Annotated in this window: 25 protein-coding genes; 8 read left to right on the top strand and 17 right to left on the bottom strand. The window is 54.5% G+C overall.

What is annotated here, in order from left to right:
* Positions 1-22 precede the first annotated feature (22 nt).
* On the top strand, positions 23-1,921 hold the full coding sequence (locus CJO09_RS00735) for a potassium transporter Kup (protein WP_119440664.1): 1,899 nt from the start codon (positions 23-25) through the stop codon (positions 1,919-1,921).
* Between the two features lie 23 nt (positions 1,922-1,944).
* On the opposite strand, the gene CJO09_RS00730 is transcribed toward CJO09_RS00735, so the two are convergent.
* From CJO09_RS00730 to soxC, 11 genes are all read right to left on the bottom strand, one after another.
* Entirely contained in the window at positions 1,945-2,331 is a 387-nt protein-coding gene (locus CJO09_RS00730; protein WP_119440663.1) for a hypothetical protein, read from the bottom strand.
* 84 nt (positions 2,332-2,415) lie between these two features.
* A complete protein-coding gene (gene mnhG, locus CJO09_RS00725) occupies positions 2,416-2,763 on the bottom strand; it encodes a monovalent cation/H(+) antiporter subunit G (RefSeq protein WP_119440662.1) in 348 nt (115 codons plus the stop codon).
* The gene (locus CJO09_RS00720; RefSeq protein ID WP_119440661.1) at positions 2,760-3,044 is read right to left on the bottom strand and encodes a K+/H+ antiporter subunit F; all 285 of its coding nucleotides are present in this window, start codon (positions 3,042-3,044) and stop codon (positions 2,760-2,762) included. The genes mnhG and CJO09_RS00720 overlap by 4 nt, the downstream gene beginning before the upstream one ends.
* Complete coding sequence (locus CJO09_RS00715) at positions 3,041-3,526, bottom strand: Na+/H+ antiporter subunit E (protein WP_119440660.1); 486 nt, start codon at positions 3,524-3,526, stop codon at positions 3,041-3,043. Before CJO09_RS00715 ends, CJO09_RS00720 begins: the two co-directional genes overlap by 4 nt.
* Positions 3,523-5,160 carry a monovalent cation/H+ antiporter subunit D gene (locus CJO09_RS00710; RefSeq protein ID WP_119440659.1) on the bottom strand — a complete coding sequence of 546 codons (1,638 nt, stop codon included), beginning with the start codon at positions 5,158-5,160 and terminating at the stop codon, positions 3,523-3,525. The genes CJO09_RS00715 and CJO09_RS00710 overlap by 4 nt, the downstream gene beginning before the upstream one ends.
* On the bottom strand, positions 5,157-5,501 hold the full coding sequence (locus CJO09_RS00705) for a Na+/H+ antiporter subunit C (RefSeq protein WP_114420588.1): 345 nt from the start codon (positions 5,499-5,501) through the stop codon (positions 5,157-5,159). Before CJO09_RS00705 ends, CJO09_RS00710 begins: the two co-directional genes overlap by 4 nt.
* A complete protein-coding gene (locus tag CJO09_RS00700) occupies positions 5,501-8,428 on the bottom strand; it encodes a monovalent cation/H+ antiporter subunit A (RefSeq protein WP_119440658.1) in 2,928 nt (975 codons plus the stop codon). Before CJO09_RS00700 ends, CJO09_RS00705 begins: the two co-directional genes overlap by 1 nt.
* Before the next feature lie 147 nt (positions 8,429-8,575).
* The gene (locus tag CJO09_RS00695; RefSeq protein ID WP_119440657.1) at positions 8,576-9,157 is read right to left on the bottom strand and encodes a YcbK family protein; all 582 of its coding nucleotides are present in this window, start codon (positions 9,155-9,157) and stop codon (positions 8,576-8,578) included.
* A gap of 32 nt (positions 9,158-9,189) precedes the next feature.
* Positions 9,190-10,854, bottom strand: a complete 1,665-nt coding sequence (locus tag CJO09_RS00690) for a L,D-transpeptidase family protein (protein ID WP_158582689.1) — start codon at positions 10,852-10,854, stop codon at positions 9,190-9,192.
* Positions 10,802-11,371 (bottom strand): c-type cytochrome, encoded by a 570-nt coding sequence (locus CJO09_RS00685; protein ID WP_218961003.1) that lies wholly within the window; start codon positions 11,369-11,371, stop codon positions 10,802-10,804. Before CJO09_RS00685 ends, CJO09_RS00690 begins: the two co-directional genes overlap by 53 nt.
* The gene (gene soxC, locus CJO09_RS00680; RefSeq protein WP_119440655.1) at positions 11,355-12,752 is read right to left on the bottom strand and encodes a sulfite dehydrogenase; all 1,398 of its coding nucleotides are present in this window, start codon (positions 12,750-12,752) and stop codon (positions 11,355-11,357) included. The genes CJO09_RS00685 and soxC overlap by 17 nt, the downstream gene beginning before the upstream one ends.
* A gap of 189 nt (positions 12,753-12,941) precedes the next feature.
* Between soxC and CJO09_RS00675 the strand changes: the two genes are divergently transcribed.
* Together CJO09_RS00675 and CJO09_RS00670 are read left to right on the top strand one after the other, a co-directional pair.
* Complete coding sequence (locus CJO09_RS00675) at positions 12,942-13,319, top strand: DUF4870 family protein (protein WP_119440654.1); 378 nt, start codon at positions 12,942-12,944, stop codon at positions 13,317-13,319.
* 3 nt (positions 13,320-13,322) lie between these two features.
* Positions 13,323-13,775, top strand: a complete 453-nt coding sequence (locus CJO09_RS00670) for a flagellar protein FlhE (RefSeq protein ID WP_119440653.1) — start codon at positions 13,323-13,325, stop codon at positions 13,773-13,775.
* On the opposite strand, the gene CJO09_RS00665 is transcribed toward CJO09_RS00670, so the two are convergent.
* Complete coding sequence (locus tag CJO09_RS00665; protein ID WP_119440652.1) at positions 13,714-14,631, bottom strand: LysR family transcriptional regulator; 918 nt, start codon at positions 14,629-14,631, stop codon at positions 13,714-13,716. The two genes, CJO09_RS00670 and CJO09_RS00665, sit on opposite strands and share 62 nt — an antisense overlap.
* Positions 14,632-14,756: 125 nt before the next feature.
* Between CJO09_RS00665 and CJO09_RS00660 the strand changes: the two genes are divergently transcribed.
* From CJO09_RS00660 to CJO09_RS00640, 5 genes are all read left to right on the top strand, one after another.
* Entirely contained in the window at positions 14,757-15,512 is a 756-nt protein-coding gene (locus tag CJO09_RS00660; RefSeq protein ID WP_119440651.1) for an SDR family NAD(P)-dependent oxidoreductase, read from the top strand.
* 10 nt (positions 15,513-15,522) lie between these two features.
* On the top strand, positions 15,523-16,554 hold the full coding sequence (locus CJO09_RS00655) for an aromatic ring-hydroxylating dioxygenase subunit alpha (RefSeq protein WP_119440650.1): 1,032 nt from the start codon (positions 15,523-15,525) through the stop codon (positions 16,552-16,554).
* On the top strand, positions 16,551-17,378 hold the full coding sequence (locus CJO09_RS00650; RefSeq protein ID WP_119440649.1) for an alpha/beta fold hydrolase: 828 nt from the start codon (positions 16,551-16,553) through the stop codon (positions 17,376-17,378). Before CJO09_RS00655 ends, CJO09_RS00650 begins: the two co-directional genes overlap by 4 nt.
* Positions 17,379-17,459: 81 nt before the next feature.
* A complete protein-coding gene (locus CJO09_RS00645) occupies positions 17,460-18,842 on the top strand; it encodes a nucleobase:cation symporter-2 family protein (RefSeq protein WP_119440648.1) in 1,383 nt (460 codons plus the stop codon).
* 3 nt (positions 18,843-18,845) lie between these two features.
* Positions 18,846-20,228, top strand: coding sequence for an amidohydrolase family protein (locus tag CJO09_RS00640; RefSeq protein ID WP_119440647.1), 1,383 nt, complete (start codon positions 18,846-18,848; stop codon positions 20,226-20,228).
* Here CJO09_RS00640 and CJO09_RS00635 read toward each other — a convergent pair.
* The 5 genes from CJO09_RS00635 to CJO09_RS15725 all read right to left on the bottom strand — a co-directional run.
* The gene (locus tag CJO09_RS00635) at positions 20,203-21,036 is read right to left on the bottom strand and encodes an OmpA/MotB family protein (protein WP_119440646.1); all 834 of its coding nucleotides are present in this window, start codon (positions 21,034-21,036) and stop codon (positions 20,203-20,205) included. The two genes, CJO09_RS00640 and CJO09_RS00635, sit on opposite strands and share 26 nt — an antisense overlap.
* The gene (locus tag CJO09_RS00630) at positions 21,033-21,839 is read right to left on the bottom strand and encodes a motility protein A (protein WP_119440645.1); all 807 of its coding nucleotides are present in this window, start codon (positions 21,837-21,839) and stop codon (positions 21,033-21,035) included. Before CJO09_RS00630 ends, CJO09_RS00635 begins: the two co-directional genes overlap by 4 nt.
* A 26-nt stretch (positions 21,840-21,865) precedes the next feature.
* Entirely contained in the window at positions 21,866-23,515 is a 1,650-nt protein-coding gene (locus tag CJO09_RS00625) for a Na/Pi cotransporter family protein (RefSeq protein WP_119440644.1), read from the bottom strand.
* Between the two features lie 36 nt (positions 23,516-23,551).
* Positions 23,552-23,797 carry a hypothetical protein gene (locus CJO09_RS00620; RefSeq protein WP_119440643.1) on the bottom strand — a complete coding sequence of 82 codons (246 nt, stop codon included), beginning with the start codon at positions 23,795-23,797 and terminating at the stop codon, positions 23,552-23,554.
* Between the two features lie 94 nt (positions 23,798-23,891).
* On the bottom strand, positions 23,892-24,948 hold a 1,057-nt coding region (locus CJO09_RS15725; RefSeq protein ID WP_281270717.1), incomplete at its 5' end, for a flagellin.

The following is a 24,948-nucleotide window of genomic DNA, read 5'->3' as shown; positions in this document are numbered from 1 at the left end:
CCGGTGTTCAACAAGGTTTTTTATGTCAAATCATTCGGTGTCGGAAAGCGGCCATACAGGTTCAACCGCTCGTTCTGCGTTGGTTGTGGGTGCGCTTGGCGTGGTTTACGGCGATATTGGCACCAGCCCGCTTTATACCGTTCGCGCGGCTTTATCCCATTTTGGCACCTATAGTACTGAAGAGGTTCTGGGCGTTCTGTCTCTTTTGTTTTGGCTGTTAATGATTGTGGTGTCGCTTAAGTACGTCACCTTAATGTTAAGGGCCGATAACAAAGGCGAGGGGGGCACACTTTCGTTAATGGAGCTGGCCGGGCGGGGTCGTTCAGGTCGCAAACGCTGGGTGATTACGGTACTTGGGCTCATCGGGGCCTGTTTGTTTTATGGCGATAGCGTAATTACCCCCGCAATCTCGGTGCTGTCTGCGGTAGAAGGGGTCAGTGTTGTTTCCCACACGTTCGACGACTGGGTTGTGCCCATCGCCGCGGGCCTGATCATTGCCTTGTTTCTGGTGCAGCGTCACGGAACCGGTGCAATTGGCAAGTTTTTCGGTCCGATTATGCTGGTCTGGTTTACCGTAATCGGTATTTTGGGGGCCTGGCGTATTTTTCAGACACCGGATATTCTTTTGGCCCTGAATCCCCTATGGGCGCTTCGGCTTATGGATGACGCACCTTTCAGCACTTATTTGTTGCTGGGTGCGGTGGTGTTGGCGCTAACGGGTTCGGAAACGCTTTACGCCGACATGGGGCATTACGGCCGCAGTGCCATCCGCCGCGCATGGTTCGGCATTGTTTTGCCAGGCTTGTTGTTGTGTTATTTCGGGCAAGGGGCGCTTTTAATTGCCGACCCTTCCACGTTGCGTAACCCTTTCTTTCTTATGGCGCCCTCATGGGGGCTGATTCCTCTGGTTGTTTTGGCCACGATGGCAACCGTTATTGCATCTCAGGCCGTTATTTCAGGCGCTTTTTCGGTTACGCGCCAGGCGGTACAACTTGGATTCTGGCCACGTATGGAAATTTTGCATACATCCGCAAAAGAAGAAGGGCAAATTTTTCTTCCGCGGGTGAACCAGGCGTTGTTTGTTGGGGTCATGGTCCTCGTGCTGGGGTTTCAATCTTCGGCGAACTTGGCCAGTGCTTATGGCTTTGCCGTAACGGCCACCATGCTTATGACAACCCTGCTGGCATTTTCCGTCCTTCCGCGCGGTAGTACCGGTTTGCGTCGGGCGGGTTGGTTTGTGCTGCTAACTTTGTTTTTGCTCATCGACATTTTGTTGTTCACGTCGAATACGCAAAAAATTGTCGATGGGGGTTGGTTGCCGTTTTCGATTGCGATCGTGTTGCTAACATTAATGTTGACCTGGAAAACCGGACGCGATCAAATTCATCATACGTTGGCCGATGGCCAGCAGCCGCTAAAGCAGTTTATGCAGGGCCTCGAGGAATATCCGCCCAATCGGGTTCCCGGCACCGCTGTTTTCATGAGCATGATTGTGAACACAGTGCCGCCGGCATTGCTGCACAATTTGAAACACAACAAAGTTCTGCATGAGCACGTTTTGTTTGTTACGGTTGACGTGGCCGACGTACCTTACGTTTCGTATACCGAGCGCTACCAGTTGGAGCACATCAGTCGGTCATCGTGGCAAATCGTGGCGCGTTGGGGTTTTAAGCAAGAGCCCAATGTGCCGCAGCTGCTGGAGCAGGTTGCTCAGGAACATCCGGAAGTCGAGCTTGAGCCGATGCAAATGTCTTACTTCTTATCGCGTCAAAGCATTATTGTGGTACGCAAAATTGCGTGGCATCAGCGTTGGCGTCGTGTGTTGTTTGCCTTCATGGCCCGTAACGCGGCGCGTAGTACACGGTTCTACAAGATTCCACCGAATAAGGTGGTGGAAATGGGAATGCAGCTCGAGCTTTAGCCCGAACCGCATACCAGGCAGTGTTACTGGGTTGCCGGAACGGTAATGGTTGTTTCCCGCAAAATGCCGCCTTCTTCAACGCTCCCCATGGTGCGGGTGTTTTGGCCCGACATTTGCATCATGCATTCATCACGCTGGCCGGCGGGTAATGCCGCGCACCGTTCTGTTCTGTTTTGATCGTAATTCATACCGTTGTGGTTTTGCAGGTTGCCACGTCGGGAGGCTTGCAGTGCAGCGCCGGCTTCGCGTTTACATGCCTGCATATCCACGGTTGGGCTAAGCTGCTCGCATTGACGTAGTTCTTGTTGGTAACGCTGTTCGGGTGTTTGGGTTTGAGCGTTGGCGCTCGCCATGGCAAAAACGCCGCCCAAGGCCAAAGTTAAGATACCAATTCGTTTTGTGCTTGTCATTGTTCCCTCCGTTAAGGATGAATAACACGCTTTTATATTGGCACAAACCCTAATTCTTAACTACCCTAAACGTAAAAAAAGTTTTCAGTCAGAGTCGACGACATCGTGGCTGTCATTCGACAAAGGCTGGCGCGGGTCGCGGCGTAGCCCGGCTTGCATGAGCAAAATCGCGGTAATCGGCGATGTCACAATCAGAAAGAAAGTGATAAGAAGTTCGTGAATAACCGCGCGTTGCAACAGGGCGCTGGAGACAAGTGCTGAGGAAAGCAAGACTAACGTGACACCCAGTGTGTTACCCAGGGTGGGGGCATGCATGCGCGAGTAGAACCGCTTGAAACGCAACAAGCCCAGTGACCCGGTTAGGGTTAGAACGCCGCTGACAATCAACATAAGTGTGGCCGGGATCGAAGCCCATAGAGGCAGACTGTTCATGGCTGAATGACCTCGCCTTTAAACAGGAATTTAGCCATGACCGACGAGCTGATAAAGCCGAACAGCGCCATAACAAGGGCGATATCGAAGTAAACGCTGGTGGCAAAATTCACCCCTAGCACCAGGACGATGCAAATCCCATTGATATACATGGTGTCCACCGCCAATACGCGATCTTGAGGCGTGGGGCCCAGCAGCAGGCGTATGGTGGCGCAGGTGAAGGCCAGGGCAAAACAAAACAGGGCGAACGTGCCGGCCCAGATCAGAACGGTATCCATCATTCGAAAATCTCCATCAGTGGGCGTTCATAACGGTTTTTAACGAGGTCAATCCAAACTTGAGTGTCTTCCAGGTCGAGTACATGCAGGGTCATGACGCCGCTTTCGTCGGAATATCCCGACCAGACCGTACCCGGCGTATACGTTAGGATGCAAGCCAAAGCCGCCAAGCCGTGCGGGTCTTTAAGTTCAAGTGGAATGCGGATAAATCCCGGCGTGTGATTGGCCGGCTTGAACCAGATAATCTTGAAAACGGCAATGTTTGACTTTGTAATGTCGACGACGACTTTAAAAAACAAACTGATAATGACAAGCGGTTTTTTGGGATGCGAGCGCAATGGGCGCAAGGCCATGGCCGCCCAAGCAAGTAGCAGCGACAACACCGCACCTAATACAACCTGGGACCATGCCAATGTTTGGTTAAGCAGTAGCCATAACACGGTTAACAGCGCCGGCAGCATTAACCAGTTAATCACTTTTTTCATGACCCGCCTCCGTTCCCCAGTTTACGTACAGGGTCATGCGACAGGACGGCATCAATATAGGTCTCGGGATTGTCCAGTGAGATGGCTGTTTCGTTCATGAAGTCCAGTACCGGCCCAGCCCAGATAGCCAGGGCAATGCCGGCAAATACCAGCGCGGCCACCGGTGTGGCCTCACTGACGCGTAAACGTGGCGTAACCGTTTCATTTGCCCAAAAAAGGCGAATGCCGGTACGCGCCAAAGCAAGAATGGCCGCCAGACTGGCAAACAGAACAGCGCCAACCAGGAACCATGCCGCCATTGAGGGCATGGTTTCAGAGGTTTGAAAAGCTGCCGATAACAAAGAAAATTTGGCCACAAAACCCGACAAGGGCGGAAGTCCGGCAATTAAAATGGCGCTGGCAATAAAGCTCAGACCCAGAAACGCCATGGCGGCGGGAATGGCGACGCCCACCACGGTGTCGGTACGTTCCGACAGGTTGGCGTCGGGGTCGTCCAGGTCGAATGCTTCCATACTGACCGCCAGAATATCGGCGCCGACGCTACGGGTGCGTTCAACCATTTCAAGCAGCAGGAAGAATGCCGCTGTTGCGACGACGGAGCTGATTAAATAGAACAACGCCGGCCCAGTCATGGCGACTCCGGGCATTCCCAACGCCGATAGCAGGGTACCCGCTGAAATGATGACGCAGTACGAGGCGACGCGCTCTGCATGGTAGGCAGCCAATATGCCGATGGTGCCGAATATAAGGGTGGCTAGACCGACCGGGTACATCCATTCGCCGCCAAACGCGGCCGGGGCTCCGGTGGGCTGCAATAACGAGCCCAGGCGCAGCAGGGCGTAAATGCCCACTTTGGTCATAATGCAGAATACCGCTGCAACAGGAGGGCAGGCGTTTGCGTAGGCGGGTGCCAGCCAAAAATTCAAAGGCCAGGCGGCGGCTTTAATAAGAAAGGCCACTCCAAGTATGGCGGCGGCGGTTTCAAACAAACGCCGGTCGCCTGCCTGAAGCTCACCGGCTCGAATGGCCAAATCGGCCATGTTCAAGGTGCCGGTGACACCATAAATCAGGGCGATGGCGATGAGTAATAGCAATGAGGCAACCAGGTTGACCGCAATGTAATGCAAGCCGGACGTCACCCTCATTTCTCCGGAACCATGCAACATTAAGCCGTAAGAGGCCGCCAGCATGACTTCGAAAAATACAAACAGGTTGAAAAGGTCGCCGGTTAAAAATGCACCGTTCAGTCCCATTAACAAAAATTGAAAGAGCGGCAGAAAGTGCACGCCCGCGCGATCCCAGCGTGCCGTGGAATACATGAGAACAGTGAGCCCCAGGAAAGCCGTGAGCGTGAGCATGACGGCGGCCAGGCGGTCGGCAACCGCAACAATGCCGAATGGCGCCGGCCAGTCGCCTAATAAGTACACCGCAACCTGGTAAGGCCAGAGATCGGGCTGGTACCCCGACGTGATGAACAAGAGTTGAATGGCAACCGCCAATTGCAACGCAATCGAGGCGAACGACAGCGCCAGTCGGAAATGGCGATGCGTGTCTTTAATAACAATCAGCAATCCCCCTACAACCAGGGGAATAACGACCGGCAAAATAGGGAAGTGGGTCAGCAGGGCGTTCACAGATCCGCCTCCCGCCCATCGACATGGTCATTTCCGGCCAAGCCGCGCGATGCCAGCAGAACGACCAGGAACAATGCCGTGGTGGCGAAACTAATGACAATGGCAGTGAGCACCAGTGCCTGGGGAACCGGGTCGGCGTAAAGTGCCGGATCCAGCCCTTTTGCTTCATCGATAACCGGTGGCGCGCCGATCGTAAGCCGCCCCATAGAAAAGATGAATAAATTGACGGCGTAGGACAGTAACGTGAGCCCCATGATGACCTGAAAAGTGCGAGGGCGCAAAATAAGCCAGATACCGGAGCCGGTTAATACACCGATGGCCAATGCCAGAACAATTTCCATTAGCCGGCCTCCTCTGGGCTGGGGGTCGGGCGTGCCGGGGCAGGTTTACGCCGGAAGCGCAGCGACTGGTGAGCAAGCGCCACTAAAATCAGCACGGTTGAACCGATGACCAGCATATAAACGCCAATATCGAAAATCAGCACGGTTGAAATAGGCATGATGCCGACCCCCGGGATGGCCACTTCAAGCTTGAAGGCGGAAAGAAAGGGGCGCATGCTCCACCAGGCCGATAGCGCGGCGCCGGCTGAAACTAAAAGACCGATTCCCATCCAGTACTGGGGTTTCAGGTTTTGCCTGGCCTCGACCCACAGCACACCGCCCACAACATATTGCAAAATGATGGCGGTGGCAAAAATAAGGCCGGCAATAAAGCCGCCGCCGGGCAGGTTATGGCCTCGCAAAAGGAAAAACAATGAAACCAACGCCGCCATGGGTAGCAGAAGGCGGGCCAGAACGGCTGGTATTTTAAGCGGGCCACTGGGCGTTAATACGTCTTTCGGTTCCGGCTTTTCCACTTCTGCGGGAATATTGGGGCCTGTTCCTTTTTGCCGACGTAACGGGCCGTCTTTAATGGTTTCCGGTGGCGGACGGAAGCGACGCAGCAACGCATAGACAATCAGCGCCACAATACCCAGTACGCAAATTTCCCCTAAGGTGTCGAAGCTGCGGAAATCGACCAAAATGACATTCACCACATTCGATCCATGCCCTTCAGGAACCGAATTGGCAACAAAAAAGCGAGAAATTTCGTTGTCGAAGGGGCGTGTCATGATGGCATAGGAGATCACGGCAATGCCTGCGCCGCCGGCTACGGCCAGAATGATGTCGCGGGAACGTCGGGTGAGTGCTTTAACGCGATCCAGTACGTACGTTTCTTCTGCACGTACACGGGGCGGCAGCCAGCGCAGCCCCAGCAAAATAAGCACAACAGTCACCACCTCCACAACTAATTGGGTCAGGGCCAGATCGGGGGCTGAGAACCACGCGAACGTCATCGCCGTGGTGAGCCCGGCGCCACCGGCCATGGCCAATGCAGCGGGACGGTGGTATTTGGCTTGAACGGCAGCGCCTACCGCACAGGCTCCGCCGGCGATCCACAACACCAGGAAAAACAGGTTAACCGGTGTTGCCAGTTCGGGCTGCCACCAGCCATTTTCCAATAAGGGCAAGGCGGCAACCACGACGGTTACTGCAACCACCAGCATCAGTTGTGTTTGCAGACGAACTGAAGCAACCCAGTCTAGCAGATGTGAGGCGCCACGATCGATAAACTCAAGCAAGGCTTCGAACGTTTGGCGCCCGTTCAGGCGGTAAAGAAGCGGCGAGCGACCGGTATGCATTTTGTCGAGGCGCCGCATGATGAGCCATAGGGCGATACCACCGGCCAGGGCGACCAGGCTCATGACCAGGGGCAGATTGAATCCGTGCCAAACCTTGAGGCTGTAGGGTGGTGTGTCGGCACCCAGGATGGAATTAGAGGCCGACAGGAGGAGTGGGCCCAATGTGTAGCGGGGGAAGATCCCCACGACCAGGCAGGTTAGAACCAATAAGGCGCTGGGAACCAGCATCCAGAAAGGGGGTTCGTGCGGGGCCTTGGGCAGGTCGGTGGCAACGGGCCCGAAAAAAACAGTGTAGATGAAGCGAAGGGAATACGTCACCGCAAAGGCGCCGGCCACCACGGCGCAAAGCGGCAGAATTTGTTCAATAATGGAACCTTGCGCCACGAATACGGTTTCTGCAAAAAACATTTCTTTCGACAGAAAGCCGTTCAGCAGGGGGACGCCGGCCATGGATGCCGCCGCAACAATCGCCAGGGTGGTGGTCACCGGCATGGCGTGTCGTAAACCCGATAGCCTCGACATGTCCCGGGTGCCTGTTTCGTGGTCGACAATGCCCGCAGCCATGAACAGCGACGCTTTGAATGTGGCGTGATTCATCATGTGGAAGACAGCAGCAATTAGGCCCAAGGTACTATTCATGCCCAGCAGCAGGGTAATCAGGCCCAGATGCCCAATGGTGGAGTAGGCCAGCACCCCTTTCATGTCATTCTGGAAAATCGCGGCGTAAGAACCCATGACCAGCGTAATAAGCCCAGCGCCGCCAATAATCCAGAACCATTCATCGGTGCCGGCCAAGACCGGCCAGAAACGCGCGAGCAGGAAGACACCTGCTTTCACCATAGTGGCCGAATGTAGATAAGCGGATACTGGGGTGGGGGCGGCCATGGCATTCGGCAGCCAGATATGAAACGGAAATTGGGCACTTTTGGTCAGGGCGCCCACCGCCACCAAAATAATAATGGCCGTATACCAGGGGTGGGCGCGGATTTGCTCACCCGCCGCCAACACTTTATCGAGGTCGTAACTGCCGGCTACGTGACCCAGCATCAGCATGCCTGCCAGCAGGCACAGCCCGCCCATACCGGTAATGGTTAGGGCCATTCGGGCGCCCCGGCGGGCGTCAAGCCGGTGGTTCCAATAGGCAATGAGCATGAAAGACGACAAACTGGTGAGTTCCCAGAACACCACCAACTGAATGAGATTGCCGGATAAAACCACACCCAGCATGGAGCCCATGAACAGCAAGAAAAATGAAAAGAACCTGGGCACTGGATCTTTGGGCGACATGTAATAGCGTGCGTACAGCACAATCAGTGCGCCCATGATGGAAACCAGCATGGCAAAGAGCCATGCATAGCCGTCTAAACGTAAAACAAAGTCGATTTCCAGCGCGGAAGGAATCCAGGCTAGTTTGAGCTCAATAACTTCGCCGGCCGCCACTTGTGGATAAAACCCCGCCAACAAACCCGCGCAGCCCAGCGCGATGAAACCGGCCAGCCATGCTTCGATGTTACGCGCGTTACTGGGTAGAAACGCCGCAATAATACTTCCCAGAAAAGGTAAAGCCAGGATCAGCAGTAAGGTCATCGAGCCTCGGGTGGGGTGATAATTTATTGGGTTTTGGCCTCACAATAATACGATACTTTTATGGCTATTTCGTGCGTAATGACGAAAAAAAACCGGCATTTGCCGCCGGTTTCCTGTTTTTCGAAAATCGATTTTTCAGGGTGCGTTTTACCAGGTGCGCACCCTGCCGCTGTCAACGTGAATGAACTGGTCTTTGGGGTAATAGCCTACACCACCCGCTTTCAGCGAAATGGCGGCGTCGCGTAGTTCGACCAGCGGCACACCGGGCAGCCGCACGTCGATTGCTTTGCCCTCCATGTGCAGGCTGCGCTTGGCCACCCCGCCGCCTCGGGTTTTACGCAGGCGCTCGTTGGTTTGGGGGTCGCGGTAGCCCGAGATCACTTCGAACGAATCTTTTACGCTTAAGAGCGTGCGGATTTGGTTGAGCTGGTCGTAAAGAGCGGGGTCCATGGTGCCCACGGCACCTGAGTAATGGTCTCGCAAGAATACGTTCAGGCGTTGCAGGGCGGGGGGAAGATAATCATCGTTTAACGCATAAACCAGTTGCACTTTCTCAAGTGTGTGGGTGTGGTCAAGCGCAATGTCGCGTTGGAAAACGCGAATTCCGGCGATGGCGGGGGTTGAAATCGCGGGTGCGACGCCAAGCAGTGATAGTACGCCGGCGCGGCGCAAAAAGGCGCGGCGCGACACCGTGCGAGCGTGCGACTTCAGATGATGATGGGGTGGCATAAGGAAGCCTCCGAAAGACAATTTCCAGGCTATTATCGCTTTTTTTTCAACGCTTTACTTAAACTGGCATCATGGCCGTAGAGGTCGTCGTAAAAATAGACTTTACCTTCCCGTATGATGACTGTGCCGTATGCCAGTACCACTGGAATGGGTTCATTCAGGCGAATGGTTTGTGATTTGCCTGCCTGCATGGCTTGCTCAATTCGCTCGCGCGTCCAAGCCGGGTCGTTTTCCAGAACAAATTGGGCCAGCGCCACCGGCCCTTCCACGCGAATACAACCGTGGCTGAAGTCGCGCCGCGAGCGTTCAAACAATTGGGGCGCCGGGGTGTGGTGAAGAAAAATGTTGGTGTTGTTCGGAAAAATAAACTTGATGTCGCCTAAGGCATTTAGCGGGCCGGGGCGCTGGCGAATACGCGCCTGGCCGCTCAGAACAGCCTGCAGGTTGGTTTCGGATAGTTGTGAGGACACTGAACCATCGCTTTTGACAAACTCAAAGCCCTGGCGGTTGAAGTAGGCGGGGTCGCGTTTAAGGCGTGGAATGGTTTCGCCTCGTGCGATGGAAGGCGGTACATTCCAATAGGGGCTGAATTCGATAAAGCGCATGTCTTCGTCGAACACGGGTGTAGAGGTATCCAGGGCCCTTCCCACAATGACTTTCATACGCAGCTTCAGGTCGATATTGCCTTGCTGGTCGGTTTCGTAGGCACGCAAGACAAATTCCGGTACGTTCACCACAACCATGCGTCGGTGTGATTGCAGGGGTGTCCAGCGCAAACGCTCCAGGGTCAGCGTCATCTGCTCATAGCGCTGTTCAGGGGAAACGTTCAATTGGCGTAATGTGGCCGGGCCGATAATGCCGTCGGTTTCCAGACCGTGTCGCAACTGAAATGCGCGCACTCCGGTTTCGAGTGTTTTGTCGTATTCATGGGGTGCTTGAGTTTCAATGGGCAGGTCTCCCAAGGCAATCAGGCGGCTTGTTAACGTTTCGAGGGCCGTGTAGGGTTGACCGGGCTCGAGCTTTTTGCCCTGGGGCATGGGTAAGGGGGTCGACCAGGCCGGGTGTTGCGCTAATAAACGGTATTGCGCCATGGCATTGACCAGGGCATCGTACATGGGCACTTGGGGTTGGGCCTCGCGCAAGGCTTCGCGCACGCGGTTTTGTTGGAAAGCCTCGGCTATGTAGGCCCGGGCGTTGAAAACGGGTTGGGGCCGCGGCTTAAATTTTTGGTGCACTTCGTGAGGGTCCACCCGGCCGTTGCGTAAATCGTTCAGGTACTTTTCCAGACTTGACGTCAGTTGCTCGTTAAATGCCTGCTGTTCAAGGGGCGTTAACTTTTCGCCATCGGCCAAACGGATAAATTGCCCCCACAAAGCGGCGGTGTGGTAATCGGTGGGGTCCAGACCTTGGTGGCTTGCGTTGGTTAGGGTTTCCAGTGCGTCCAGAGCCTGGTTAACCGGTTTGCCGCTGTCATTCAGCCAGTTCGGCAAAGTCACAATCGTGATCGACTGGCCATTTGCCAAGTCTACGGCGGTTTTGCTTTGTGCTAAAGCGGCATGATTGGCGGGTAGAAAAATACAGTAAAACAGCATCGCGCCCAGTACCAGGAGGGCGCGATGCCGGCTTGCCAAAAGGCTTTTTATGTTAGCGATTGGCCGGCTTAAAGCCGTTTCGGTTGGGCATTTCAATTTTCGCAAGATTATCCTGGTTCAAGGTTGCGTCTTTCTCAATAATATTGCCTTTCCAAAGTATATAGGCCGATACGGCATAGACTTCGTCGTCTGTCATGCTGCCGGGTCGGTCGAAGGGCATGGCCCGTTTGACGTAATCGAACAGCGTGGTGGCGTAAGGCCAATAGCTTTCCACAGTTTTAACCGGCGCTTTTTCCGGGTTGTTGTTAACCAGGGTTCCCCGGCCGCCTGCCAAGCGGTCGCCGATACCGCCTTCAAGGTTAACGCCGTGGCAAGCCAGGCATTGTTGTTGGTAGACCTTTTCGCCCTGCATGACGGTACCGGAGCCTTTGGGCAGGCCCCGTCCGTCGGGCAAAGGTGAAAAGAACGGCTTTAAATCTTCGGCAGTGGCCGGCTCACCAAAGTTATAAGTTTTGTCGGGGCCGTGGTTATCGGCCCAGGCGTTCATGCCTAAACCGAGACCTAGAGCGAATACGGCGGCAGTCGCGCGCCCGGCGCTCGCATATTTAGTAATGGTGGACATTTGTAACCTCCCCCGTAGAAGCAACTTTCCAGCTTTGGATGCCGTTCAAGTGATACACCGACGCCAACGGCCCGTTAGTGCCGCGTTTTTCAATCAGTTCGCCAATGGTGGGTTGAACATAGCCGGTTTCATCAATGCAACGACTTTGCAATATGGCTTTCTTGCCGTCCCATTCCCACGGGATGGTAAAGCGCGTGTGACACATGGGTAGAATGGGGCCGTGCAATTTGGCTTCACGCCAGTTCTTGCCGCCGTCAACGGAAACTTCAACTTTTTTAACCAGCCCGCGACCTGACCAGGCCAGCCCGGTAATTTCGTAAAACCCGGGCTTTTGCAACAGCATTTCACCTGAGGGGTAAGTAATAACCGACTTGGCCTCCATCGTGAATGAAAACTGCAAAGCAGTGCCGTCGGGCATAAGGTCGGTGTACTTCGAGGTTTCTTCGCGCGTCATAAAGGGTGTGTCGGATACTTCCAGCCGACGCAACCACTTAATGCACATATTGCCTTCGTATCCCGGCACCACGAGCCGCAGCGGGTAGCCTTGCTCAGGGCGAATGGCCTCGCCGTTTTGGCCGTAGGCCAAAAAGCAATCGGCCATGGCTTTTTCAATGGGAATGCTGCGCGTCATGACGGCGGCGTCGCCGCCTTCAGCCAGCAACCATTTGGCCCCGGACTTCAACACCGACTCATCCAGAATGGTCGACAGCGGCACGCCCGTCCATTCCGAGGTTGACGTGAGCCCATGGGTACCTTGAACGGATTTCAGTGTGGGTTTGATCCATTCAGTTAAACCATTGCCCGAGCACTCAAGGAAACAGATGCGCGACATCATGGGGAACCGCCTGATCGCCTCCATGTGATATTTTTTCGGCTCTTTTACCATGCCGTGCACATACAAAACATGTTTGGCCGGGTCGATTGTGGTGATGCCGCCGTGATGCCGCTCATAGTGCAGGCCCGAGGGAGTGATGATCCCCATGCCACTGGCCAGCGGCGTCATGCTCCAGGAAGATTCTGTGGTTTTGGTGGGGTAGCGCCAGCGTACTTCCGTTTCGAATTGGGATCGACGCCCGTAACCGCCGTCGTCGACGCCCACCCCGACGCCCTGGTGTTTTGTGGGGTCGGGGAATACCTCGCGTTCAATCGCGCCCGGTGGCGCTTCGGCGAAGGCGGGCCGCGCCAACGCTCCCGCACCCAGGACGGCAACGCTGCCCAATAAAAAACGCCGACGCTGTTTGGCAGGGTCGGCGTTGCCTTGGTAGTAAGGGGATTCCGGGTTCTGGCGTTCCTGGGCAAGGAAGATTTCTTCTTTTGCCTGTAGCGCTTCATGCTGCGCGGTACTGCCGGGCGGCAGCGCGGATGAAGGGTTCTTTTTCATGTACGACTCCTTGTACAGGGCCGGCGTGATGCCGATACTGAAAAAAGGCCGCTATTGCTGTTTACAATATGCCTTGGCCGGGCGTTAGTGTTCATTTTTAACGACCAGTCTGGACTTAGCATAGGCCTGTCATAGGGCGCCGTCAACCTTAGCCGGAAGTACGAAGTTAAAAACCACAAGGAATGATTCATGACTGTCGATTACACCAACCCCGTTTCGCAAAACACCAATGGTTCCGATCCTGAAAAAATCCGTTCGCTTCGCACCATCGTAACGGTTGTTTATGCCTTGCAGGCCATTGCGTTTTTTGTGGGCTTAACCAGCATCGTGGGCATCGTCATTAATTACATCAAGCTTTCTGAAGCGCAGGGCACTTGGTTGGCGTCGCATTTTCGCTGGCAAATGCGTACGTTCTGGTTTGCGCTGCTCTGGTTTGTTGTGGGTTTCATTACAACGTTCATTCTCATTGGCTACGCCATTATGTTCGCCAACGTGATCTGGATGATTTACCGCGTGGCCAAGGGTTGGCTGCGTTTGAACGATAACAAGCCCATGTACGAGGTATAAGGTTTGAAACTGGCCCGGGCGTGGGCGTTAGGCGTATTGGCGGTCTTGTTAACCGGCCGGCCGGCGCTCGCGCAACCGGCGTATACCGTTGAACAGGCCAGCCCACCCATTCACACGCGCGGTGTTCCTGTGGTGGTGGCTTACACGCCGCCGCAGCCATTGCCGAACAACGCGGCAATGCTACGCGTTCAAGTGCAGCTTTCAGGCCAAACGCGTGTTCCCGTTCAAACCCGTGTGTGTGTCGATCTTCAGGCCAAACAGTGCATGGAAGTGAACGGCGCGTCGGCGAGCACGTCGCGCTTTTACGGTGTGCCGGCAAACCGGCCGGTTTATCTTGTCTATACCGTACCCGGCGAAGGGCCGCTTGACCCCAACGTGTACGTGCGCGGTAGCGTTACCGTGTGGTATGGGCATGCATCTTTGCCGTCTTCACGTAGTTCAGCAGGGCTTCCTTGAACAATTGCGCCGCCGGCGAGAGGGATCGGTGGCGCAGTTGAAAAAGGGCAGTTTCTCTTTTTAGCCTGTGAGCCGAGAGTTTTCGGAACTGCAATCCTTGCGCCTCCGGCACTTCTTGCGAGTTCGCCGGTAATACCGAAACTCCCAAGCCGTTACGTACCATGGCCAGCACCGTTGTGTGGAACGAAACTTCGTGCATCTCTTTTAGGGAAAGACCAAGCCGCGTCAGGTGCTGGTCGATTTCACGCCGCAAGGGGCTGGAGCGTGACAACGCAATAAACGGTTCATTGCACAGTTGCTTCCAACTGATGCTGTCACGTGCGCCCAAAGGGTGTTTGGGTGGCAGCACCGCAATGTATGTATCGGAAAATAGCGGCGTGCTGTCGATTTCATCGTGCGCTTCGCGTCGTGTTCCCACGCCCATGTCAATATCATCCTCCAGCAAACGGCGTTGCAGATCTTGTTCGGCCATATCGCGCAGTTGTAGTTTTATGCCTGGATACTGATCGTGAAAAAGCCGCATGAAAGGGCTTAATAAAACGGCGGCCAATACGGTGCCGCTGGCGACGGTTACGCGCCCGCGTTGGTAGGTGGTGAAATCGCGCGAGTGTTCAATCGTGGTTTCCACCTCCGACAAAATGCGCTTGGCCATGCCTAACAGTTCTCTGCCCGCGTCGGTAAGTTTCACCATGCGCGTGTGGCGGTCGAACAGTCGTAAGCCCACTTCTTGTTCCAGGTCACGCACAAGCATGCTGAGCGCGGCTTGTGTAATGTGAATCTGTTGGGCTGCCCGCGTGAATTGCTGATGTTCGGCAACCGCCACAAAAGCACGTAGCTGACGCAGCGTTATATTCATAAGTTTTTCTTAATAAAAAATAAAATAAATTGAATTGTATGATGAAACGAGCGGTGGTTAAATCTGTTCCTGTTATCTGTCAGACAACGCATTCCAACTCATAACGATAATCAGGAGCGAGTTTCATGGCTCAAGTTTTTTCCGGCAAAACCATTATTGTGACCGGCGCGGGCGGCAACATTGGCATGGCGTATTGCGATGCTTTGGTGGCTGAAGGCGCCAATTTGGTGATGGCCGATTTGAATGACCTTTCGCAACAGGCAAAACAATACGAAGAAAAGGGCGGGCGCGCGATTGCGGTGCAGGTTGATGTTGCTGATAACGCATCAACCGAAGCGATGGCCAAGGCTGCGGTGGATACCTTTGGCCGCATCGACGGCATTATTAATAATGCCGGCTTTTTCAAAGGCTGTACCTTCGGTTCCTTCATGGATATTCCCGCCGAAGAGTGGGATCGCTGCTACGCAATCAACGTGCGTGGCTTGTGGCAATGCTGTAAAGCCGTGTTTCCGCAAATGAAAGCCCAGGGCAGCGGAAAGATTGTGAATATTTCATCTAACACGCCTTACAAAGGCGTTCCGAACTTCCTGCATTACGTCTCGTCGAAAGCGGCCATTGTCGGGTTGTCACGTTCGCTGGCGCGCGAAATGGGCCAACACAACATCCAGGTGAATACATTGTGCCCCGACCTGATTCCTGATGACGATATCACCGCAAAACAAGGCGAAGAAGCGGATATCCGTACCGTGGCCGGGCGCTGCCTGAAACGCACACAAACCCCGCAAGATATGGTGGGTGCCGCCTTGTTTCTGTTAAGCGAAGGTTCCGATTTCATTACGGGTCAAAGCCTGTTGGTGAACGGCGGTGCGCATTTTCTGTAGGAGGGCGAACATGACAACCGATACGACAAACGAAAACCCGTTGTATGCGTCATTGCGCCGGTTCTGGCATCCAGTGGCCTACAGCAGTGATGTTCTCGAAAAGCCGGTCGAAGTTACGCTTTTAGGGCACAAGCTGGTGGTGGCGCGTTTGGATGGGGACGTATGTGCCATGGACTCACGATGCCCGCACAAGGGCACAAACCTGGCCTTGGGGCAAATTGTGGATAACACCATTGAATGCCCGTACCATGGCTGGCGTTTCAATTTGAATGGCCAGTGTGTACGCACACCGGCACGCGAAGAGTTGGTGGATAGCATTCGGGCGTCGGTGCAAACCTATGCGGTGGCCGAGCAAGCCGGCATGGTTTGGGTGTGCCTGGAAGAACCTGAGTTTGCGGCACCCGAGTTTCCGGAACTGAACGACCCTAGCTACCGTGTGTTGCAAGGCCCCACGTATGACTGGAAAACCAGCTCACCGCGTCGGCTGGAAAATTTTGTGGATTTCAGCCACTTCGCGTATGTGCACGACGGCACCATTGGCAGCCGCAAGAACCCGAGGGTTGATGCGGTGGATGTGTGGCGTGAAGGTCACGTGTTGCGGTTTGATCGCAGCGGGGTAAAAGAACCCGGTGTAGGTTTGAAGAAAAAACTGCTCGGCTTAACGGAAGAGTGGATAGAGCCCGTGAACGAGTACCACGTGACCATGCCACACACCGTACATTTGAAACGGACTTTTCCCAACGGTAAACGTTATGTGTTGTTCATGTCGGCCAGCCCGGTGGATGAGCGCACGACCCGCAGTTTCTGGTGGCAGGCGCGCGACTTTGGCACAGAACCTGTTTACGACGCTTTCTTCATGGACTTCGAGGCCGAGGTGCTGGCGCAAGACAAACCCATTATTGAGTCGCAAGAGCCGGTGTGGATTAGTCTGCGCCCGCGCGACCCAAGCGAGCGCGAACGCCCCATGCGCGATGCCGATGTGGTCACCATGGAATACCGTCGGTGGTTGGGAGAACTAAGCATGAAAAAGGAGACGGTATGAGGCAGGGGGTCATTGAAAGCGCACCCGTGCGCCATCGGTATTTCAAGGGGGCGCAAGGCGCTATTCATGCCCTGGTTTTTAGCGAGCACGGCAAGCAACCGCCTTTGTTGCTGCTGCATGGGGTGACAGGGTCAGCCTGGTTATGGCATGACGTGGCGCAGACCTTAGCCGCATCGCGCCCGGTGATTGCGCTGGACATGCGTGGCCATGGCGAGAGTGATTGGTCTATTGATCATGCTTACACCACGGAAGACCATGTGGCCGATTTGCAAGCTGTGATCAGTGAGTTGGGTGCTGAGCAGGTGGACATGGCCGGTTTGTCGTGGGGGGCACTGGTGGGGATGGCTTATGCCGGTGTGCATCCGCAACGCGTAAGACGTTTTTCCATTGTGGAAGTGGAGCCCAGCTTTGGCGTCGATGAGTTCGCTGTTCCCGACCGCCCACAACACTTTGAAAAGGTGGAGCAAGTGCGCAAATGGGAGCGTGGGGCGAACCCGGCCGCGCCCGATGCTTTGCTTGAACTCTGGGCCCGCCAATCGGTTCGGCACGCCACGCGGGGCGGCTGGTGCCGGCAACATGACCCTTTTTTCTATAAGCAATGGCCGTTTCGCCGCGACAACCACTGGGACGCGTTACCCAAGTTATCGATGCCGGTGCTGCTGCTTAATGGTGATCGTACGTTTGTGCGTGCTGAGGTGATGCAGGAAATGGCTAAGCGTATCCCCAATGCGCGGTTTGAACGTTTGACCGACTGCGGGCATATTGCACCGCTGGAAGCCCCGGCGACGCTGGCAGGTTTGTTGGCAACATTTTTTGATGAGTAAATTGCCTTGGTTCAGCAATGACATAAATAAGTAAAGACATTAACGAGAACGGGTCAACCCCGGCATTCTGGAGAGAGACAAATGAGTACAAATAACAACTCAAGGGACGAGGTCAACGAGGTCTTGCCCGCAGGCCGGATGTTTACATTGGGCCTGCAGCATGTGCTAGTGATGTACGCCGGTGCTATTACGGTACCGCTTATTGTCGGCGGTGCGCTGGGCTTGCCGCAAGAGCACATTGCATTGTTGATTACGGCTGACTTGCTTTGCTGCGGCATTGTGTCGTTTTTACAGGCGTTCGGTATCGGGCGCTGGCTGGGTATTCGCCTTCCGGTCATGATGGGTATTTCCTATGCGGGTATTGCACCCATGATTGCCATCGGTTTGAACCCCGAAATGGGGCTTCCCGGCTTATATGGCGCCATTATTGGGGCGGGAATAATCGGGGTGTTGATTGTGCCCTTGGTAATACGGTTGTTATGGCTGTTTCCTCCTATTGTCACCGGGACGACCTTAACGTCACTGGGCGTGAGCTTGTTCGGCGTGGCGATTGTGTGGGCGGGCGGCGGCTACGGTGTTGAGGATTTCGGTTCGTTCAAGTACATCGGCACCGCCGGCTTTGTGTTGTTGATTACGCTTTTGGTGGCGCGTTTTTTCAAAGGATTTATGGGTAGTATCGCCATTCTGGTCGGTTTGGCTGCAGGCATGTTGCTGGCCATGGCAATGGGCAATGTCAGTTTTCAAGGCCTGAATGATATGCCCTGGGTGCAAATGGTTCGCCCGTTTCAGTTTGGCTTTCCGGTGTTTGAATGGAGCTCGATTCTAACCATGACGCTAGTGGTCATCATTACGATGATAGAGTCTATTGGGCTGTTCTATTCGCTGGCCATTATTACCAATCGCAAGCTTGAGAAAGAGGATTTCGCCCGTGGTTTGCGTACTGACGCCATGGGAGCAGTAATTGGTGGGATTTTCAACACTTTCCCCTATACATCGTATGCGCAGAATATCGGCCTGGTGGGGATTACCGGCGTACGCAGTCGTTTCGTGTGTGTGGTGGCTGCGGCTATTTTGGTGGCGCTGGCTTTGTTCCCTAAAATGGCGCACATTGTGGCCGCCATTCCCCATTATGTATTGGGCGGCGCAGCTTTAATTATGTTCGGTATGGTGGCGGCTTCGGGCATTCGCATTTTGCAGGCAGTCGACTTCAAAAATAATCGTCACAATATGTTTATTCTGGCCATTAGCCTGGGTGTAGGTCTTATTCCCATGGTGTCGCCTAAATTTTTTGGTGCTGCGCCGGAATACCTGACTCCTTTGCTGAACAGCGGAGTGTTGTTGTCGGTCATTTCAGCCGTTATTCTGAATTTGTATTTTAATGGCAGCAATAAAGAAGGCATAAGCGTCACCGACAATCCGGAGTTGCTTGAAGAGCAGCCGCATCTTGAGTCGGTACGGGGGTAAGCAGTGGTGCAAACGTGTGATGTTTTGTTAACCGGCGGTGTGGTGGTCACCATGGATGATGACCGTCGCATTATTGAGAATGGCGCAGTTGCGGTTCAAGGGAACCGTATTGCCGCAGTCGGCCGGGTGCGTGATATGGTCGGCTGGAAAGCCCAGCGCGTGGTGTCGTGTGAAGGTCATGTGGTCATTCCAGGCCTGATCGACACGCACAATCACCTGTTTCAGGTGGCAGGGCGCGGGCTGGGTGACGGCATGGCTTTGTGGGAGTGGCTGGAAAAATTCATGTTGCCTTTAGCCGGTGGTATTACGCCGGGCGAAGCGCTGGCCGCTGTTCGCGTCGCGGCGCTGGAGTCGTTGTCTTCGGGAACCACCACCATTATCGACAACCATTACGCGCCTAACGATGTGCAAACCAGCTTGCAGGTGGCCGGCGTATTACACGATATGGGGTTGCGCGGCGCTATTGCGCGCGGCGTATTCGGCCCGTTCACCAACGTTGCTCGCGACAACCACCTGAACCCGATGCTGTTTCGCAATACTGTGTCCCAGGAATTGGACAACATGCGTGCCTGCCTGAATGAGTGGCGCAGTGATCGCGTGGCGATATGGCCTTCGCCGGTGAATGTTATTTACAACGATCAGGATTTGGTGCATGGCCTGGTGGAAATGGCGCGTGAGTTCGGTGTGCCGTGGCAAACCCATTGTTCCGAAGCCCAAAGCGATCCTGAAATCTATCAAAAGGCTTACGGACTTCGACCGTTTGTCTGGATGCAGCAACAGGGCTTGTTGGGGCGCGATGCCACGTTCGCCCATGCAATTTGGCTAGATGACCAAGAGGTGGAGATTACCGGCTCGGCAGCTTGCGGCATTGCGCACAACCCGATGTCGAACGAGTATCTGGCTTCGGGCGCGATGCGTTTGCGCGATTTGCGCAGCGCGGGGGCGTCTATTGGCATGGGTGCCGATGGCGCGGCTGGCCATTTAATGGACATGTTCCAGATTATGCGTCAAATGGTTTATGTTCAGCGCTTGCATACGCTTAACCCTGAGTCGACTCGTGCTGCCGAAGCATTTGAACTGGCGACGCGGGGTGGGGCGGAAATGGCGGGTATCGATGCCGGTTGCCTTATTCCCGGCAAGTTGGCCGACATTGCTGTAGTTTCGTTGCAGGGAGCTCACATGACGCCCTGTGTCGACCCTGTGGCCAGCCTGGTTTATTGCGCGTCGGGCCGAGACGTCAGCTTAACCATGGTAGACGGCCGTATCGCCTATGAGCAGGGTCAGGCGCAGTTTGTGGATCACGACAAAATAATTGGTGATGCACGCCAATATTGCAAAGATTTAATTCAGCGTTTGAACATTAATGTGCCTGGCCGTTTTGTGTAGCAGGCATTTCCAGCATTAATTCCACACGCCGGTTCAGGGCCCGATTCGCCGTTGTGTTGTTTTGAGCCAGCGGGCGGGTGTCGGCATAACCGACTGCGCGCAGCCGCCGGCTGGCAATACCGTTGGCTTCAAGGTAACGCACTACACTACCGGCACGGGCACTTGAGAGCTCCCAGTTCGATGGGAAGCGTGCGCTGCGAATGGGGATGGCGTCGGTGTGCCCTTCGATGGTAACGGTGTGTGGGCTGTCTTTCAGTGTGTGAGCCAGGCGCTGCAATACTTCCAGACCACCCAGGCTCAGTTGTGCCTCGCCTGATCTGAACAGAATTTCGCTGTTGATCCGGAAGCTGACGGATTTGTCGTTCATCACAACCTCAACGTTCTCGCCCAGATTGTCCAGATTCAACCCTTGCGTAAGGTCTTGGGTTTGTGCCGTGTTTTCACGCACAGGGGGTAAGGGGATGGGTAAAGTCATACCATTAGGCAGGGCGCTTGCTTGTTGGTTCAGTAAACCCGTTTGTGCGGGCAGCACGCCCTGGCCTTGTTGGTTATCGTCTTTTTTTCCGGCCATGGTTAACATGACCAATAACAGCACCAACAATAGCGTAATGGTGTCCAGGTAGGTCAGTAACCAGCCGTCGGAGTGTTCGCGTGATTGCGGTTCAAAATACCATTTCTTGTTGTGAATACCCCGCCGCGGCCCATTGACATGGGCTTCGTGCCCATTCGTTTGTTGTTGAGCGTGTTCGCGTTTGCGTTGTTCAATTTCCTCAAGTAGCGTGCGACGGCCGGTGGGGCGTGGTGTCATGGCCGCAACTCCGAGACTGCCTCACCGTTGTTACCGTCGTTCAGTTCATCTTCGTAGTCGGCCATAAAGGTTTTCAGTGTTTCGCGCATGAAAGCCGGGCGGCGCTTCTGGCTCATCATGGAAAGCCCTTGCATGACCATATTCATTAACGCCACGCGCTCTTCCGTGCGACGTTCCAGTTTAACGGCTATGGGCTTGAAAACCAGGTTAGCCAGCAAAATGCCGTAAAACGTGGTCATGAGGGCCAGGGACATTTGTTGACCAATGGCTGTCATGTCGCCGTCGCCCAGCATGAACATCAGGTTCACCAGCCCAATCAACGTACCAATCATGCCGAAGGCAGGTGCATAACCGGCCATGGTTCGGAATAATTGCGCCTCGGCATGTTCTTTGGCGCGTAACTTGGAAATACGCCATTGCAACAGGTCGATAATATCTTGCTCCGGCGTCATGTCGATAATGAGTTGCACCCCAGTCTTCAGGAAGGGGTTCGACACTTTTTCCAGCGCTTTTTCCACTTTCTGAATATCGCCCGACATCCAGATTTTGGATATGGAGACCAGTTCTTCAATATCTTTTTGGGCGTACATGCGCTCGTTGCGCATAACGGTGCCGATAAGCCCGAAAATGCGCATAACTTCTTTCAGCGGGTAACTGATAAAGGTGGCAGCTAGCGTACCAATTAACACAATGCCCAGGCCAGGCAAGTCGATAAACTGGCTTGGGTTTTCCGCCGAGAAAAACAAGACAACGCCAAGCAAGACAACGCTGGCCAAAATACCAATAAGGGTTGAGGGGTTCATGCCGCCACCAAAAAGTTGAAACTGCTTTATGGGTTAACGGCAGGAGACTTGGAAGATTTAGATTGAATGAATCGGCGCGCCTGATGCAGGTAATGGCAAATGCGTGCAATATGGTGGCCGGTGCGATCCAGCCAGCGTACCGTATCGGTGGTTTTCAATACCTCCGCCACGGCGGTGTGGTGATGGCTGGACCCTTGCAGTAACGTTTGACGCATTTGTTTGGCCTGGGCCTGCAGCGCGTCGGCCTCGTTATTCATGTCGGCCATGATTGTGTCGGGGTCGGGGCTGTTTGTGTTGCGGTCTTCAGGTGCGGCTAACAGGTGCAAAGGGCCGGCCAACGCCAACAGGCGCTGATGGTGCGCAAGGGCGGTGGCATATTGCGGGGTGTTCAGGTCGAGCGCCAGTTGATTCAGTTCCAGCAAGCGCTGACGCAAGCGAATTAAATGGTCGGTGGCGTGTAGTTGTGCAATACGTTGTTGTGCCAACAACGTATCGTCGCTTTCCAGCGGAATGCGGCTAATGAAAGCGTAGGCGTGGTCCAGTGCCTCTTGCGTCTTTTGCAACAATTTCCCTGGAACAGTATGCGGGGTTTCGTCCAACGCCTGGTGGTAACTGTTGAACAAAATAGTGGCAATACGTTCCAACGCGCGCTGAGAGGCCTCCAACGCTACTTCGGGAACCTGCAATAAGCTGTCATCCAGGTTGCCGGCGATATCGTCCGCAGGCGCGGGAACGAAGCGCTCAACAAGCCGTGCGAATTGGTTCGCAAACGGCAGGAACAGGGCGGCGCCCAAGCTTATAAATAAGGTATGAAACAACACCAGGCTAATGGTGCCGGGTGACACTTCTATTTTCTGGCTTAAGAAGTGCGTGACGGCCAGAAAGCCCGGCAACAACAAAATAGCAATAATGCCGGTGGCCAGATTAAACAGAATATTGGCATAAGCCGTGCGCTTGGCGGCAATCGTGGCCCCAATCGCCACCAGCGCGCCGGTTACTGTGGTGCCAATGGCAGCGCCCACCACCAAGGCCGCGGCCTGGTCGAAATTAATGGTTTGTGTGTAAAGCGCGGTTAGTGTGGTGGCAATGGCGGCAGAGGACGATTGCAGAATAATGGTCATGATCAGGCCGATAAGCATAATCAGCGTATGGGCGCCCAAACCGCCCATGGGCAATGCGGCTAGGTCCACCATGGCGGAAAGATCCCGCATGCCGGCCTGTAAGGTGCTTAAGCCCAGAAAAATCATGCCGAAGCCGGCCATGGCCACGCCCATATCACGCCAGCGTCCATGGGCTAACAGTTTTAACAGGGCGCCCAGGCCAATTAACGGCAAGGTGTAAAAGCCAAAGTTAATCTTCAGCCCCAGCACGGCCACAATCCACCCCGTTGCGGTGTTGCCCAAACTGGCGCCGATAACGAAACCGATGGCTTGCGCGAAGGTAACTAAGCCGGCACTGACGAAACCAATTAGAGTGACCGTGGTCGCGCTTGACGACTGCACCAGTGCCGTAGCCAATGCGCCCGACGTAAACGCCTTCAGCGGCGTACCGGTAAACCGGACAAGGCCACGGCGTAGTGCCGGGCCGGCAAAGGCGATAAGGCCTTCCGACAGCAGCATCATGCCGATCAGGAAAAGGCCAATGCCGCCAATAAAGGGGAAAATAATGTCAGTCATATTTCCGAAACCGAAAAAGGGCTGGCGTAATCTACCTTAAATTTCCGGATCGGTGCGGCCTTGTTCGCCTTCACTGTTCTGATTGCGCACCGATTCCAGCAACGCATGCTGATACCGACGCTGATCGGCGGTGGCTTTTTGCAAAATGGCATGCAGTTGTTCGTATTCCGCTTGCAGTTCGCCATTCATTCCTCTGGCTTCGAACTCGTCAATGGTTTTAACCGTGTCATTAATGACTTCCTGCAATTGGGCAATAAGCCGACGGTAATCATTATCTTGCATGGGCGCGCCTTTTGGGTAGGGCTACAAACCCCCAGTGTAATAAAAAAAGCGGGGCCGAAGCCCCGCTTGAACGTTGGGAGACAACGTTGAAAGATTAACGCAGGAGCGAGAGTACACCCTGGGGAATCTGGTTGGCCTGAGCCAGTACCGAGGTACCTGCTTGTTGCAGGATCTGGGCACGAGTCATGTTGGCCACCTCAACCGAGTAGTCGGCGTCTTGAATACGCGACTGAGCGGCTGACAGGTTGTTGGACGTGGTTTGCAAGTTGGTAATGGCCGATTCGAAACGGTTCTGGATGGCACCCAGGTCGGAACGAAGCGCATCAACTTGAGCCAGCGCAGCGTCGAGCACGTCGAGTGGGTTGTCGGTGCGGGCACCGGTTGTTGTGGAGTCCAGGGTGAACTCACCGTCTCCGTCAACGTAAACCTGAGCACCTGCATCGTCTGTGACCACACCACTTTCTTGTGCGAAGTAAGTGGTGGTGGTGATAGCGTTGGTAGTTAGAGCGCCGTTGGCATCAATGTATTGAGGAACAGCGCCCATGTCGTCTGTTACCGTACCGCCAACTTGAACGCCATATTCAGTGCCACTCAAAGTGACCGAGTATGCAGTCGCACCGTTAGCCGCGTCAGCGAGATTCTTTAAGCCTTCACGGCTTATGGAGACGTTGCTGACCATAAAATCAACGCCGTCACTTACGTAAGCGGCATCGCCAATTTCAATTTTGTCGCCGTTATCATTTGCCATGGCCGCAGCAAGACCACTGGCAGTGGCTGCTGGATCTGTGCCCGCGTTGTTTTTGGTTAGATTACCGGTGGCATCAAGATAGAGTTGGGCGCCATCGTCTGCTGCAGTAATGTTGCCATTGCTGTCGATAAGGATGTCTTGGCTGGAGCCGCCGATAGTGACAGTGGCTTCAGTGGTTTCGCCGGTTGCCGGTGTAATATAAGTTGCCACATCGGGATCGAGTGCATGATCGACATTAAAACTAAAAGAGTCTGACGCCGAATCGTAAGTATACGTGCCGCCTGACGCACTCAGGCCCAACCCTGTATCTGTTCCTGTGTAGGTAACGGTATCGCCGTCTGCCAATGCGGCGAACAGGTTGTCGGAAGTGGCTGCGTCGTTGTTTGTGTCTTTCGTGTAGGTG

The sequence above is a fragment of the Neopusillimonas maritima genome, from assembly GCF_003576595.1.
Lineage (GTDB): Bacteria > Pseudomonadota > Gammaproteobacteria > Burkholderiales > Burkholderiaceae_B > Neopusillimonas > Neopusillimonas maritima.
The sequence above is the reverse complement of the archived record's forward strand: the minus strand, read 5'-3'. Positions and strand labels throughout refer to the sequence as shown.

Bases quoted from the DNA above. Each gene is read 5' to 3' on its own strand.
- CJO09_RS00735 (WP_119440664.1), top strand. From the start codon at position 23: ATGTCAAATCATTCGGTGTCGGAAAGCGGCCATACAGGTTCAACCGCT.
- CJO09_RS00730 (WP_119440663.1), bottom strand. From the start codon at position 2,331: ATGACAAGCACAAAACGAATTGGTATCTTAACTTTGGCCTTGGGCGGC.
- mnhG (WP_119440662.1), bottom strand. From the start codon at position 2,763: ATGAACAGTCTGCCTCTATGGGCTTCGATCCCGGCCACACTTATGTTG.
- CJO09_RS00720 (WP_119440661.1), bottom strand. From the start codon at position 3,044: ATGATGGATACCGTTCTGATCTGGGCCGGCACGTTCGCCCTGTTTTGT.
- CJO09_RS00715 (WP_119440660.1), bottom strand. From the start codon at position 3,526: ATGAAAAAAGTGATTAACTGGTTAATGCTGCCGGCGCTGTTAACCGTG.
- CJO09_RS00705 (WP_114420588.1), bottom strand. From the start codon at position 5,501: ATGGAAATTGTTCTGGCATTGGCCATCGGTGTATTAACCGGCTCCGGT.
- CJO09_RS00700 (WP_119440658.1), bottom strand. From the start codon at position 8,428: ATGACCTTACTGCTGATCCTGGCTTTACCTTTTCTGGGAAGTATTATT.
- CJO09_RS00695 (WP_119440657.1), bottom strand. From the start codon at position 9,157: ATGCCACCCCATCATCATCTGAAGTCGCACGCTCGCACGGTGTCGCGC.
- CJO09_RS00685 (WP_218961003.1), bottom strand. From the start codon at position 11,371: ATGTCCACCATTACTAAATATGCGAGCGCCGGGCGCGCGACTGCCGCC.
- soxC (WP_119440655.1), bottom strand. From the start codon at position 12,752: ATGAAAAAGAACCCTTCATCCGCGCTGCCGCCCGGCAGTACCGCGCAG.
- CJO09_RS00675 (WP_119440654.1), top strand. From the start codon at position 12,942: ATGACTGTCGATTACACCAACCCCGTTTCGCAAAACACCAATGGTTCC.
- CJO09_RS00665 (WP_119440652.1), bottom strand. From the start codon at position 14,631: ATGAATATAACGCTGCGTCAGCTACGTGCTTTTGTGGCGGTTGCCGAA.
- CJO09_RS00660 (WP_119440651.1), top strand. From the start codon at position 14,757: ATGGCTCAAGTTTTTTCCGGCAAAACCATTATTGTGACCGGCGCGGGC.
- CJO09_RS00655 (WP_119440650.1), top strand. From the start codon at position 15,523: ATGACAACCGATACGACAAACGAAAACCCGTTGTATGCGTCATTGCGC.
- CJO09_RS00650 (WP_119440649.1), top strand. From the start codon at position 16,551: ATGAGGCAGGGGGTCATTGAAAGCGCACCCGTGCGCCATCGGTATTTC.
- CJO09_RS00645 (WP_119440648.1), top strand. From the start codon at position 17,460: ATGAGTACAAATAACAACTCAAGGGACGAGGTCAACGAGGTCTTGCCC.
- CJO09_RS00635 (WP_119440646.1), bottom strand. From the start codon at position 21,036: ATGACACCACGCCCCACCGGCCGTCGCACGCTACTTGAGGAAATTGAA.
- CJO09_RS00630 (WP_119440645.1), bottom strand. From the start codon at position 21,839: ATGAACCCCTCAACCCTTATTGGTATTTTGGCCAGCGTTGTCTTGCTT.
- CJO09_RS00625 (WP_119440644.1), bottom strand. From the start codon at position 23,515: ATGACTGACATTATTTTCCCCTTTATTGGCGGCATTGGCCTTTTCCTG.
- CJO09_RS00620 (WP_119440643.1), bottom strand. From the start codon at position 23,797: ATGCAAGATAATGATTACCGTCGGCTTATTGCCCAATTGCAGGAAGTC.